The following is a 12,290-nucleotide window of genomic DNA, read 5'->3' on the forward strand; positions in this document are numbered from 1 at the left end:
AGCCCTCCCCGTTCGACCATCCAGCGGTAGCCGCAGAACCTACCAACGGCTGTCCGCCCGACGGCCTCCGGGTGATCAGACCCGCGTCAGCCGGCTTCGGCGCAGGCCACCGGCTGCGGCTCGGGCGAGCCGGTCAGCTCGGCGGTGTCGGCCGGGACCGCCACCTGCCACGGGCGCGCGACGGTCCACAGCACGACGCCGGCGAGCGCCAGGCCGCCGAACATGACGATGGCCATGGCAGCAGCGTTGTTGCCCAGGAAGCCGACGACGGGCGAGATGGCCGCGCCGATGCCGAACTGGACGGCACCCAGCAGCGACGCCGCGGTGCCGGCGTTGTCGCCGTGCGCGTCGAGGGCCACGGCGGGCGCGTTGGGCAGGATCAGGCCGGCGAAGAACAGCACGACCCACACCGGCACGGCGACGCCGAACATCCCGCCGAAACCGGTGACGGCCGTCAGCACGAGGATCGCCGCCGAAACGGCGGCCGCGACGCTCGCGACGCGCAGCACCTGGGCCGGTTCGTAGCGGTTCATCAGGCGCGCGTTGACCTGCGTCGCGGCGATCAGCCAGATGGCGCTGGCGCCGAACATCAGGCCGAACTGCTGCTGGTCGAGCCCGAACTGCTGCTGGAACACGAACGAACCGCCGCTGACGAACGCGAACAGCCCGGCCATCGCGAGCCCCGCGACGATCACGAGGCCGACGAACGAGCGGTCCGTGAGCAGCCCGCGGTAGGAGCTCAGCGTCGCCTTGGCCTGCCACGGCTGGCGCCGCGCCTTGGGCAGCGTCTCAGGCAGCAGCAGCGCCGCGGCGAGCGCGCTGGCCGCGCCGATCACGGCGAGCGCCACGAACACGCCGCGCCACTCGGTCCAGTTGAGCAGGGCGCTGCCGATCGTCGGCGCGAGCACCGGCGACACGCCCATCACGAGGATCAGCCGCGACAGCAGCTTGGCCGCCCCGCGGTCGGTGTAGAGGTCGCGCACCACGGCCAGCGCCAGCACGGCACCCGCCGACGCGCCGAGGCCCTGCAGCACGCGAGCTGCGGTCAGCAGCTCGACGTTCGGCGCCACCAGGCACAGCAGCGACGCCGCGACGTGGATCAACGTCCCCGTGACCAGCGGGATCCGCCGGCCGACCGCGTCGGACAGCGGCCCCACCAGCAGCTGCCCGAGCCCCAGCCCGAGGACCGTGCCGGTCAGCGTGAGCTGGATGGTGGATTCGGACGTCACGAGGTCCTGCGCGATGCGCGGCAACGCGGGCAGGTACATGTCGATGGACAACGGGCCGAGCGCGACCAATGCCCCCAGCACGAGCACCAGCTTCAGCTGCCCGCCCCCTGCGGGCACCGCGGTGCTCGGTTCGGCTTCCAGCCTGTTCGTCACAGCTCTCTCCCTCAGTCGGTAGCCACCACACCTCTACGACGAACGGGACCCGGCTATTCCGACATCTCCCCCGGATCACAGCGGGATCCGCGCACTGTGACCACCGGTGATCGCGCGGCTACGACCTGCGGTGATCCAGTTGCCGCCGGGCGGCGGGACGGTGAACGGCGGCCGAACGGCCCGTCTTCCGGAACGCCGTATTCGTCCACAGTGGACGATCATGATCACCCGTCCGGGCAAGCGCCGGCGTGGGACAGTGGCGTGGTGCTGGAATCGCTGCCCAAGGGGACGGGAACGCCGGTGCGGTGGCTGGGCGCGGCCGTGCTGGTGCTGGCAGGGCTCGGGGTGCCGTTCGCGGCGCTGGGATGGGCCGTCGCAACGCCTGGGCCGGCTTCGGCGCCGCCCACGCTGGGGGCGGGCGCCGTGCTGCGCGCGCTGAGTCCCTACGCCGTCCTCGTGCTGGGGTTCGTGGTCGCGTTCCACCGAAGGCCGTCGGTGTGGGCGACGGTGCTCGGGTGGGCCGGGGTGCTGCTCGGGCTGGAGCTGCTGGCCTCCGGGGCGATCGAAACCGCGCTGGGGACCGGGGCCGGCTGGCGCGCGCTCGTCACGGCGCCGGTCGCGGTGGTGTGGGCCTACGGCTGCGGGCGGCTCGCGCGCGTCGTGCTCAACCGGCCGCTGGGCCGGGATCTGGCGGCCGCGCGCACGGAAGTCGCGGTCCGGCTGACCGACGGGTGGCTGCTGGTCCAGGCCGACCGCGTGGTGCGCGGCGCCCCCGGAAAGCTCGGCGGGCCCACCGGCCGGGGTCCCGGGATGCCGTACCGCGAACTCGCGCACGCCCAGCTCGGCCGCGCCGGCGACCAGCCCGTGCTGCGGCTCGCGGGTGACCAGCGGCAGTGGCTGCTGGAACTGCGGGACCCGCACCCCGAGCAGGTCCTGGAGCTGGTCGTGGCCCGGGCCGGCCGGGCCGGGCCGGCTGCCGCGGAGAGCCGCGGCTCCGCCGAAAGCGACGTGCGCGCCGGCACCACGGCCATGCGCGGCGGCGTCGGGCTCAAGGGCCCCGGCTTCGTGCTGGTGGTCGCGATCGTCTGCCTGGCCATCGCCGTGCTGTCCTTCTTCCCGGACCTGACGAACGTGGTGTTCACGGGGTCGTCCTCCCACACCAACGTCGCGGGCGGCATCGTGTTCGGCCTGATCGGCCTCGTCGCCGCACACAAGTACCGCCGCTACCGGCGCGGGTTGCGGTCGCTGCAGAACCAGTCGGGTGAAGCGGTCGGCCAGCACCTCGCGGCGCGGTGGGCCGCGGTCACTCCTGAGCGGGCCACGACACCGCGGCCGTGACCTGTCCGACGGACAGGGCCGTCGAACGCGGTATAGAACTGGGCGGACCCGGACACTTCCGGCGCGTTGGCCGCCGACTTAGCGTCGAAGAAGGGCACCGCCGCCGCGGGGGCGGCGGACCTGACGCGGAAGGCGGCCCACCATGGCGATCGTCACCGCCCTCGGCGGCGTCCACCACCTCCGGCTCACCGTGACCGACCTCGAGACTTCGCGCGCCTTCTACCAGGACGTGCTCGGTTTCCGGGTCGTCGCCGAATCGCCCGGCAGCCCGCAGGACCCCGCCGTGCGCGAAGATCCCGACGCCCTCTACGGCGGCGTCGTACTGGGCAACGACACCCTCATCCTCGGCCTGCGCCCGGTCGCCGACCCGACCGACCGCTTCGAGTCCGAACGCGTGGGCCTGGACCACGTCAGCTTCCGCCTGGGCTCCCTCGCCGAACTCCGCGAAGCCGCCGAACGCCTCGACGGCACCGACGTCCGCCACGGCACCCTGCGGAACCTGCCGGCGTTCGGCATCGCCATCCTGTCCATCGACGACCCGGACGGCATCCACCTCGAGCTCACGGCCGCTCTCGAATAGTCCGGCGCGGTTGAGCAGTCCACGGCGCTTGAGTGGTCCACCGCACTTGAGCGGTCCGCCGCTCCCCAGTGGTCCGCCGCGCCGGGGCTGGTGCGCCGCGCGGGCAGTGCACCGCGCCACCAAAGGCACGCAGGACCGCGGCTGACAGCAGTCCAGGCCGGAGGACAGGCCCACCGCGCTCCGGCGGTTTCTCACAGTCGTTGCAGCACTGCTGCTACGGCACCGACGGCCAAGCCGGCAAGACCCACCCCGCCGGCACCGCGAACCCGACAACACCCACCAAACCCACCACCACCCCCGCACGGTCCACACAGGACAGCCGAGGGCACACCGGGAGGCCGGAAGGGCCGAATCCGTTGATCGTCGGGGGAAGGCGTCGTTAGGGTCCGGGCACGGGTCTTGACACGAGGAGGGTTTCCGATGGGCGGGCTTCCGGCCACGATGCGGGCGGCGCGGTTCGACGCGGAGGCGAAGAAGCTGACCGTGGAGACGGTGCCCGTGCCGGCGCCCGGCCGCGGTGAGGTCGTGGTGCGGGTCGCCGCGTGTGGGATCTGTCATTCGGACCTGACGCAGCTCGACGGGCACTTCACGCCGCGGCTGCCGGTGATCACGCCCGGCCACGAGACGGCGGGTACGGTCGCCGCGGTCGGGGACGAGGTGGACTTCTGGGCGCCCGGTGACCGCGTGGTCGTCGCCGCGGGGCGGCCGTGCGGGTCGTGCCGTGAGTGCCGCCACGGTGGCGGGATCGACGTGTGCGAGCGGCTCGAGATCATGGCGTTCGACTACGACGGCGCGTGGGCCGAGTACGTGGTCACGCCCGCGACCACCCTCGTCGGCGTGCCCGAGCACGTGCCGCTGGAGCAGGCCGCGGTGCTGGCTGACGCCGTCTCGACGCCGTACGGCGCCCTCGACACGGTCGGCCTGCGCGTCGCGGAGTCCGTCGGCATCTGGGGCCTCGGCGGCCTCGGGACGCACCTCGTGCAGCTCACGCGGATCTCCGGCGCGTCGCCGATCGTCGCGCTCGATCCGCTGCCCGCCGCGCGTGAACGGGCGCTGGGCCTCGGTGCCGACTTCGTGCTCGACCCCCTCGACGACGCAACCCCGGACCGGCTCGCCGAGATCACCGGCGGCCACGGTCTCGACGTCGCGTTCGACTGCGTGGGCCGCGCGTCGAGCATCGCGCAGGCCGACCGCGCGCTGGGCCACCGCGGGCGCCTCGCGCTCGTCGGCATGTCACCCGACAAGCTGACGCTGGGTGCGGAGATGAACTTCGTGCGGCGCCGCCACACGGTCGTCGGCCACCTCGGGTACCGCATGTCGCACCTGGCCGATCTGGTGGAACTCGTCGCCCGCGGGCGGCTCGACGTGTCGGGCTCGATCAGCGCCGTCCTGCCGCTGGAGGAGGCCGAGGAAGGCGTGCGGCGGCTGCGCGAGCACGAGGGCAACCCGATCCGGGTGCTGCTGAAGCCTTGACCCTGACGCGACAGGAGGGTTGAGCATCGGGGACGTGAACGAATACACCAGTCCCGTCCCGCTGCCCGCCCTCGACGCCGTCGCCCCGGAGCCCTACCGCGAGATCTACGGCATGCCCATGTTCCCGATGCTCCCGACCGCCGATCTCGAGCAGTCCAAGGACTTCTGGCTGCACGGCCTCGGCTTCATCGACCTGTTCTCCATCCCGGGCCAGATCACGCACCTGCGGCGCTGGGCGTTCCAGGACGTCCTGCTCCTGCCGGGTGAGGCCGCCGAACCGTCGGGGGTGCGCATCAGCTTCGCGTGCGTGCCGGACCAGCTCGACGAGATCGCCAAGCGGTGCGAGGAGCTCCGGCCCGGCTGCACCAGCGGGCCGGAGGAGAAGCCGTGGAACTCCCTCGAGCTGACGATCGTGACGCCCGAGCACACGCGGGTCGTCATGACGGCCGCGCGGCCGATCGACCCGGACAGCGAGCAGGCCGCGCAGCTGCGCGCCGTCGGGATCGACGTCCCGCGCGGCTGACGCCACACTGGCCCGATGAGCGAAGGCCTCACCGTCGGCCGGGCGGCCGCACTCGTCGGTGTCAGTGTGAAAACCCTGCACCACTGGGACGCGATCGGGCTCGTGCGGCCGAGCGAACGCACGTACGCGGGGTACCGGGTGTACTCGGGTGACGACGTCGCCCGGGTGCACCGGGTCCTCGTGTACCGCGAGCTGGGCTTCCCGCTCGCCGAGATCGGCCGGCTCCTCGACGACCCGGCCGTCGACGCCGGTGCCCACCTGCGCCGGCAGCGCAGCGAACTCGTGGAGCGGATCGCGCGGCTGCAGACGATGGTGTCCGCTGTGGACACGATGCTCGCCGCCACGAAGTCGGGGATGCAGCTGACTCCGGAGCAGCAGGTGGAGATCTTCGGCTCCGACTGGCGGCCCGAGTGGGTCGGTGAAGCCGAAGACCGCTGGGGCGACAGCCCGCAGTGGGCCCAGTACGCCGAACGCGCCGCCACCATGAGCCCCGAGGACTGGCAGGAGATCGCAGCCACCACGGAGGAGCTGAACGCCGACCTCGCCGCCGCGTGCCGGACGGGCGTCCTCCCGGGCTCCCCGGAGGCCAACGCCCTCGCCGAACGCCACCGCGCCACCGTGGCCGGGTACTTCGACTGCCCGCACGCCCGCCACGTCTGCCTCGGCCGCCTGCTCTCCTCGCCGGAGGAAGGGTTCGCCGCCTACTACGGCGAGCTGGCCCCGGACCTGGCGAACTGGTTGCGCGACGCCATCAACGCCAACGCCGAAGCCCACGGCGTCGACCCGGCGACGGCGACCTGGGAGTGACCCGGCTCAGTCCGCGTGCACCACGAAGAACAGGAAGCTCGGGTTCGTCGTGAGCGCGCGGTACGCGTCGGGGAAGAGCTCACGGACCTCCGGCAACGGCGGGGGCTCGCTGATGACGGAGACCCGGAAGCCGGCCGCCGTGAACGCGTCGGTCATCGCGTGCAGCGGACGGTTCCAGAAGCTCATGCGCACGGGCGGGCCGCCGTACGTCCACTCCTCGGTCCACTCGTAGGTCTCGAAGTAGTTGGTCTTCTGCCCTTCCTCGCGCTGGATCATGTGGACCGCGTAGGGGTGGTCGACCGACGCGATGAGCCGCCCGCCCGGCTTCAGCACGCGGTGCACTTCAGTCAGCGTGGGTCCCCAGTCCTCGAAGTAGTGCAGCACCAGGGCCGCGATCACGTCGTCGAACGTGGCATCGGCGAACGGCAGCGGGTCGGCCAGGTCGGCGACCCGCAGGTCCGCGTCGGGGCCGAGCCGCCGTCGCGCCTGCGCCAGCATCCCGGCGCTCGCGTCGATGCCGGTCACCACCGCGCCGCGGTCGCGCAGCCGGGCGAACAGCGGGCCGGCGCCGCAGCCGGCGTCGAGAATCCGCCGTCCGGCCACCTCTCCCGCCAGCGCCAGGGTCGCGGGCCGTTCGTAGTACGCGTTCTGGAGACTGGTCTGGTTCTCGGCGGAGTAGCCCTCGGCCAAGGTGTCGTAGTCGTTCGCCGGGACCGGATCGGGAAGTGCCATCTGACCCATCGTGGCACGGCCCGGGCGGGACCGGCCGCGGAAAGCCCGGCCGGTCCCGGTGAGCGGTTCAGTCCAGCGGGATCTCGGACTTGTGTTCCCGCAACCACTCCTCCAGCGGCTTCAGCCGCGGGTTGATGCGGCGGACGCGGTCGAGGTCGCGCGACTCGATGAACGAGTCCGCGGCGTCGGCGTAGAACTGGTACATGTTGCCGATCTCGACGGCGCCCGGGTAGCCGCCCGCGCGGGTCTCGTCGTGGGTCAGCGGGCGGTAGCCGACCTCTTCGCCCAGCGCCTTCGTGAACAGGGCGGCCAGTTCGGCACCCGTGTAGTGCGCGCCGGCGAGGCCGACGGTGCGGCCGATGTACTTCGGACCCGCCAGGAAGATGCCGTAGGCCGTGCGGCCGATGTCTTCGGACGCCACCAGCGCCATGACGGAATCGCCCATCGGGTTGGTCAGCGCGAGCTTGCCGTCGGCGCCGCGGTGCGGGCCCTGGCCGATGAGGAACGACTCGTAGTAGAACGTCGTCTCCAGGAACGTCGTCGGCACGCCCAGCTCGGTGAAGAAGCGGTTGGCCTCGCCCTTGGCGTCGAAGTGCGGCACCTTGTACTCGCCCAGCAGCGTCGGCAGTTCGGTGCCCTGGTGTTCGAAGTGCGGGCGCGTGTCCTCCAGCGTGGACCAGACCACGTGCTTCAGCCCCGCCGCCTTGGCCGCGCGGGCCGCGATCGCCGCCTGGTCCAGCTCCATCTGCGCGCGCGTGCGCGCCGCTTCCTCTTCCGGCGTGCGCTGAACCCAGAAGTTCGTGACCACGAAAGCCCCGTACGCACCGGAGAACGCGTGCAGCACGCTCTGCTCGTCGTCCAGATCCGCCTCCACCACGGAGGCGCCGCGCGCCGCCAGCTCCTCGGCCGCGGGCGACGACGCGTCGCGGGTCACGGCGCGGAGGGTGAACGGCCCGCCGGCGTCGTCGAGGATCGCGCGTGCCAGACCACCGCCCTGCGACCCGGTCGCCCCCACCACCGCGATGATCTTCTTGTCCGTCATCGGTTTCTGCCTCTCTCGTCCCAGTTGTCCTGACGAGTCCAGGCTGTCCCCGGCGAGCCGTCCGCACCTCTACCCGTCGTGGGTACCCACGACGTGGGGACCTACAGCCACCCGCGCTCGTCGGCGACGCGCAGCGCCTCCATGCGGTTGCGGGTGCCCGTTTTGGCGATCGCCGCGGAGAGGTAGTTGCGCACGGTGCCCTCCGACAGGTAGAGCGTGCCCGCGATCTCGGCCACCGACACCCCCGTGCGCGCGGCGATCAGCACGTCGCGTTCCCTTGCGGTCAACGGGGATTCCCCCGCCGCCAGCGTCGCGACGGCCAGCGCCGGGTCCACCACGCGCTCCCCCGCCACCACCCGGCGGATGGCGTCGGCGAGCGTTTCGGCCGGCGCGTCCTTGACGACGAAGCCCACCGCGCCGGCCTCCATCGCGCGGCGCAGGTAACCCGCGCGGCCGAAGGTCGTCAGCATGACCACCCGGCAGCCCTGCGCCTGCTCGGCGAGCACCGCGGCGGCGGCCAGCCCGTCGAGGCCGGGCATCTCGATGTCCAGCAACGCGACGTCGGGGCGGTGCGCCACCGCCGCGTCCACGACCTCGTCCCCGCGCCCGACCGACGCGACGACCTCGAAGTCGTCCTCCAGCTCCAGCAACGCGCACAACGCCTGGCGCACCAGCGCCTGGTCGTCGGCCAGCAGCAAGCGGATCGTCACAGTTCCCCCATCGACACGCACAGCCGCCAGCCCCGCGGCAAGACCGGCCCGGCCTCCATGCGGCCACCGGCCTCGGCGACCCGCGCCCGCAGTCCGTGCAGCCCGTTGCCGGCCGGCCGCGGCCCGCCCACCCCGTCGTCGCGCACTTCCACCTCCGAAGCCGAGAGCGTGACCGTGCAGCTGGTCGCCCGGGCGTGCCGCGCGACGTTCGTGAGCCCCTCGCGCACGACCCAGCCGAAGAGTTCCTGGTGCGCGCCGTCGACGACGTCCGTCGCGGTCGGCAGCACCGCCGTGACCCCCGACGCGCGCAGCAGCTCCCGGCCCCGCGCCAGCTCCCCGGCGAGCGTGACCTGGTTGCTGCCGGACACGGCGGCGCGCACGTCCGCGAGCGCCTGCCGCGAGAGGCGTTCGACCTCGCCGATCTCCTCGAACGCGCGGTCCGAGCCCGTTTCCCCGAGCCGGCGGGCGAGATTGCTCTTGACGGTGATCGCGGTGAGCGAATGGCCGAGCAGGTCGTGCAGGTCGCGGGCGATCCGGGTGCGCTCCGCCTCGGCGGCGAGCCGCTGCACCTCCGCGCGGGCCTCGACCAGCGCGCGGTTGGTGCGGACCGCCTCGGAGAACGCGTAGACCATCAGCGCGGTGAAGACGAGCGCGATCGCCTGCGACCACCCCGGCCCGGAGTGCCACGACGGCACAGCAGGCGGCACCACGATCGCCGCGAGCCCGGCTCCCAGAAGCACCAGCACCGCCGCCCGGCCGCGCAGCAGCCGCATCAGGAACGCCACGACGACCGCGGCCAGGAAGAACGCGTCGGCCTGCGCGAACGGCAACACGGCGAGGAACAGCACCGCCTGCGCGCCCAGCGACCACCAGAACACCCGCAGGGCCAGGCGGTCCGCGGCGATCGCGGCCACCACGTAGCAGCAGCTGAACAGGGCCACGAGCGCACAGCCCACCACGGCCGTGGTGCCGCCGCGCGGGACCAGACCGGCCACGGTCACCGCCGGGTACACGAGCATGCCGGCGTCGAGCACGAACCGGCGCCACCCGAGCACCCAGCGATCGGCGTTGTCTTCCACGGCGGGCACGCTACCGGGATCCGGGTCAGGAGCGTGCGAACAACGAGCGCAGGTGCCGCCCGTTGACGGTCAGCACCACACCCAGCAGGAGCAGCGCGCACACACCTTGCTCGACCCGCAGCCACACCGGGAACGCGCCGGGCAGCGCGGCGATGACGACCAGCGCCACCAGCATGACCCCGGTGACGAGCCGCAGCCGCAGGTACGCGCGGCGCGAGCCCTTGCTCGCGCGGAGGGTGAAGGTCAGCGTGAGCAGCGCGCTGGCCACGACGATCACCGTGCGCACCCACACGGCGTCGGTGACCATCGTGTGGTTGTTGCGCAGCAGCACGACGGCGCCGACGGTGAGCACGCTCAGCGTGAGGTACGCGAGGACGAGCAGTCTCGTGGTGCGGAAGGCCGAGAGGCTGCGCGGGTGGTTGAGTTCTTCGTGGGACACGGCGGTGGAAGCGGCGTTCATGACTGTCCTTTCCGGACTGAGTGGAGGTCTCCCCTGGTGCTCCACCCATGCTGGTCGAGCGCGCCGGCCCACGGCAGTGAGCCGGCGCATCCCTCGCCCGTGACATTTGTCAGAAACCCGGCGGCGGCCCCGATTCGGCGAGCGCGCCGCCGGCCAGCGTCAGCCAGCGGCCCACGCCGATCTCCGCCAGGAACCGGTCGTCGTGACTCACGACCACGAACGCGCCCTGGTACGAGTTCAGCGCGCTCACCAGCTGCTCGACGCTGGCCAGATCGAGGTTGTTCGTGGGCTCGTCGAGCAGCAGCAGCTGCGGCGCGGGTTCGGCGCACAGCACGCACACGAGCGTCGCCCGCAGCCGTTCGCCGCCCGAGAGCACGCCGACCGGCAGGTGCGCCCGCGGCCCGCGGAAGAGGAACCGCGCGAGCAGGTTCATCCGGTCGGCCTCAGGCAGGTGCGGTGCGGCCGCGCGCAGGTTCTCCGCCACCGTGCGGGTGTCGTCGAGCAGGTCGAGCCGCTGCGAGAGGTACGCGACGCGACCGTCGGCCCTGGTCAGCAGGCCGCTGTCGGGTTCGAGCTGCCCGGCGACGAGCCGCAGCAGTGTCGACTTGCCGGCTCCGTTGGCGCCGATGAGCGCGATCCGCTCCGGCCCGCGGATCGCCAGCGTCGCACCCTCACCGGCGAACAGGTCCCGCACGCGCAGCCGCTCGCCGTGGAACACGGTGCGTCCGGCGGGCACGGCCGTGTCGGGTAGCGACAACACGATCGTGTCGTCCTCGCGCGCGGCGCGGTCGGCCTCGTCGTAGCGGGCCTTGGCGGCGTCGAGGCGCTGCGCGTGCATGTCGTTGGCCTTGCCCGCAGCCGTCTCCGCGCGCCGCTTGATGTTGCCGAGCGCGATGCGCGGGATGTCGCTGCCGGTGCGGGCGCCGGTCGACGCGCGCCGCGCCGCGCGTTCACGCGCCTGCTGCAGCTCGCGCTTCTCGCGCTTGAGCTCCTGCTCGGCCGAGCGCACGTTCTTCTCCGCGACCTCGCGCGCGGCCTGCTTCGCCGCCTCGTACTCGGTGAAGCTCCCGCCGAAGAGCCGGAGCGAGCCGTGGTCGAGCTCCGCGATGCGGTCCATCCGGTCGAGCAGGTCGCGGTCGTGGCTGACCAGCAGCAGCGTGCCCTTCCAGTCGCCGAGCACGGCCTGCAGGCGGCGGCGGGCGTCGCGGTCGAGGTTGTTCGTCGGCTCGTCGAGCAGCAGCACGTCGGGCTGCTTGAGCAGCTGGGCGGCGAGGCCGAGCGACACGATCTGGCCGCCGCTGAGGCTGTCGAGGCGGCGGTCGAGCGTGACGTCGCCGAGCCCGAGCCGGTCGAGGTCGGCGCGGGCGCGCTCCTCGATGTCCCAATCGGTGCCGACGGCGGTGAAGTGCTCTTCGCTCGCGTCGCCGGCCTCGATGGCGGCCAGCGCGCGCACGATCGGCGCGATCTCCAGCACGTCGGCCACGGTCGGCTCACCGGCCAGCGGCAGCGTCTGCGGCAAGTAGCCGAGCAGGCCGTCGACCGCCACGGAACCGGCCCGCGGGGACAGTTCGCCGGCGACGAGCTTGAGCAGCGTGCTCTTGCCGGCGCCGTTGGGCGCGACGAGGCCGGTGCGGCCCGGCGCGAGCGTGAAGGACAGGTCGTCGAACACCGAGGTGCCGTCCGGCCACGAGAAGGACAGGCCGGTGCCGACGACAGAAGCTTGGGACATGGCGGAACTCACAGACGCGATGCGGGCGCACGGGGGCAGCCCGGAAGGGTGCAGGGGCTGTTGGAGGGGGACACGACGAGGTGCGGTGTCGCGTACGAGCGCACCGCTGTCGTCGCCGGGCTCACCCGGAGATGTCGTCCTCAGCCACCATCGCGGTGGTCAGCTCCCTGTCCCTCGTGATCACGTGCGTCCGCCAGTCTATCAGCGACGCCGGTGTGGACGCGCCTCGATTCCGGCCACGCGGGGCCGGGGGGGGGGGGGGGGGGGGGGGGGGGGGGGGGGGGGGGCCGGGCGGGCGGGGGGGGGGGGGGGGGGGGGGGGGGGCGCGGCGGGCCCCCCCCCGCCGGGGGGCGGGGCCCCCCCCCCCCCCCCCCACGCCGGGAGCCCAGCCGAGCGCCGGAGCCGCTCGGGCGGCGTGCCGCCAGCGCACCGGAG

Annotated in this window: 12 protein-coding genes; 5 read left to right on the top strand and 7 right to left on the bottom strand. The window is 73.0% G+C overall.

What is annotated here, in order from left to right; genetic code table 11:
• Positions 1 to 86 precede the first annotated feature (86 nt).
• Positions 87 to 1,382 carry a multidrug effflux MFS transporter gene (locus ACIA77_RS49670; RefSeq protein WP_395893222.1) on the bottom strand — a complete coding sequence of 432 codons (1,296 nt, stop codon included), beginning with the start codon at positions 1,380 to 1,382 and terminating at the stop codon, positions 87 to 89.
• Between the two features lie 210 nt (positions 1,383 to 1,592).
• Between ACIA77_RS49670 and ACIA77_RS49675 the strand changes: the two genes are divergently transcribed.
• The 5 genes from ACIA77_RS49675 to ACIA77_RS49695 all read left to right on the top strand — a co-directional run bounded on the left by ACIA77_RS49675 (position 1,593) and on the right by ACIA77_RS49695 (position 6,103).
• On the top strand, positions 1,593 to 2,720 hold the full coding sequence (locus ACIA77_RS49675) for a hypothetical protein (protein WP_395893223.1): 1,128 nt from the start codon (positions 1,593 to 1,595) through the stop codon (positions 2,718 to 2,720).
• 142 nt (positions 2,721 to 2,862) lie between these two features.
• The gene (locus ACIA77_RS49680; protein WP_395893224.1) at positions 2,863 to 3,300 is read left to right on the top strand and encodes a VOC family protein; all 438 of its coding nucleotides are present in this window, start codon (positions 2,863 to 2,865) and stop codon (positions 3,298 to 3,300) included.
• Positions 3,301 to 3,720: 420 nt separating this feature from the next.
• The gene (locus ACIA77_RS49685; RefSeq protein WP_395893225.1) at positions 3,721 to 4,773 is read left to right on the top strand and encodes a zinc-binding dehydrogenase; all 1,053 of its coding nucleotides are present in this window, start codon (positions 3,721 to 3,723) and stop codon (positions 4,771 to 4,773) included.
• Between the two features lie 34 nt (positions 4,774 to 4,807).
• Positions 4,808 to 5,296 carry a VOC family protein gene (locus ACIA77_RS49690; RefSeq protein WP_395893226.1) on the top strand — a complete coding sequence of 163 codons (489 nt, stop codon included), beginning with the start codon at positions 4,808 to 4,810 and terminating at the stop codon, positions 5,294 to 5,296.
• Between the two features lie 15 nt (positions 5,297 to 5,311).
• Entirely contained in the window at positions 5,312 to 6,103 is a 792-nt protein-coding gene (locus tag ACIA77_RS49695) for a MerR family transcriptional regulator (RefSeq protein ID WP_395893227.1), read from the top strand.
• Between the two features lie 6 nt (positions 6,104 to 6,109).
• On the opposite strand, the gene ACIA77_RS49700 is transcribed toward ACIA77_RS49695, so the two are convergent.
• The 6 genes from ACIA77_RS49700 to ACIA77_RS49725 form a co-directional block, all read right to left on the bottom strand.
• On the bottom strand, positions 6,110 to 6,835 hold the full coding sequence (locus tag ACIA77_RS49700; RefSeq protein ID WP_395893228.1) for a class I SAM-dependent methyltransferase: 726 nt from the start codon (positions 6,833 to 6,835) through the stop codon (positions 6,110 to 6,112).
• Positions 6,836 to 6,902: 67 nt separating this feature from the next.
• Positions 6,903 to 7,877 (bottom strand): NmrA/HSCARG family protein, encoded by a 975-nt coding sequence (locus ACIA77_RS49705; protein WP_395893229.1) that lies wholly within the window; start codon positions 7,875 to 7,877, stop codon positions 6,903 to 6,905.
• 101 nt (positions 7,878 to 7,978) lie between these two features.
• A complete protein-coding gene (locus tag ACIA77_RS49710) occupies positions 7,979 to 8,587 on the bottom strand; it encodes a response regulator (RefSeq protein WP_395893230.1) in 609 nt (202 codons plus the stop codon).
• Positions 8,584 to 9,666, bottom strand: a complete 1,083-nt coding sequence (locus ACIA77_RS49715) for a sensor histidine kinase (RefSeq protein WP_395893231.1) — start codon at positions 9,664 to 9,666, stop codon at positions 8,584 to 8,586. Before ACIA77_RS49715 ends, ACIA77_RS49710 begins: the two co-directional genes overlap by 4 nt.
• Before the next feature lie 25 nt (positions 9,667 to 9,691).
• On the bottom strand, positions 9,692 to 10,126 hold the full coding sequence (locus ACIA77_RS49720) for a hypothetical protein (protein ID WP_395893232.1): 435 nt from the start codon (positions 10,124 to 10,126) through the stop codon (positions 9,692 to 9,694).
• A 109-nt stretch (positions 10,127 to 10,235) separates the two neighbouring features.
• The gene (locus ACIA77_RS49725; RefSeq protein WP_395893233.1) at positions 10,236 to 11,855 is read right to left on the bottom strand and encodes an ABC-F family ATP-binding cassette domain-containing protein; all 1,620 of its coding nucleotides are present in this window, start codon (positions 11,853 to 11,855) and stop codon (positions 10,236 to 10,238) included.
• Between the last annotated feature and the right edge of the window lie 435 nt (positions 11,856 to 12,290).

It is taken from the genome of Amycolatopsis sp. NPDC051903 (assembly GCF_044452505.1).
In the GTDB taxonomy this organism is placed as follows: Bacteria; Actinomycetota; Actinomycetes; order Mycobacteriales; family Pseudonocardiaceae; genus Amycolatopsis.

Bases quoted from the DNA above. Each gene is read 5' to 3' on its own strand.
- ACIA77_RS49680 (WP_395893224.1), top strand. From the start codon at position 2,863: ATGGCGATCGTCACCGCCCTCGGCGGCGTCCACCACCTCCGGCTCACC.
- ACIA77_RS49685 (WP_395893225.1), top strand. From the start codon at position 3,721: ATGGGCGGGCTTCCGGCCACGATGCGGGCGGCGCGGTTCGACGCGGAG.
- ACIA77_RS49695 (WP_395893227.1), top strand. From the start codon at position 5,312: ATGAGCGAAGGCCTCACCGTCGGCCGGGCGGCCGCACTCGTCGGTGTC.
- ACIA77_RS49700 (WP_395893228.1), bottom strand. From the start codon at position 6,835: ATGGCACTTCCCGATCCGGTCCCGGCGAACGACTACGACACCTTGGCC.
- ACIA77_RS49705 (WP_395893229.1), bottom strand. From the start codon at position 7,877: ATGACGGACAAGAAGATCATCGCGGTGGTGGGGGCGACCGGGTCGCAG.
- ACIA77_RS49720 (WP_395893232.1), bottom strand. From the start codon at position 10,126: ATGAACGCCGCTTCCACCGCCGTGTCCCACGAAGAACTCAACCACCCG.
- ACIA77_RS49725 (WP_395893233.1), bottom strand. From the start codon at position 11,855: ATGTCCCAAGCTTCTGTCGTCGGCACCGGCCTGTCCTTCTCGTGGCCG.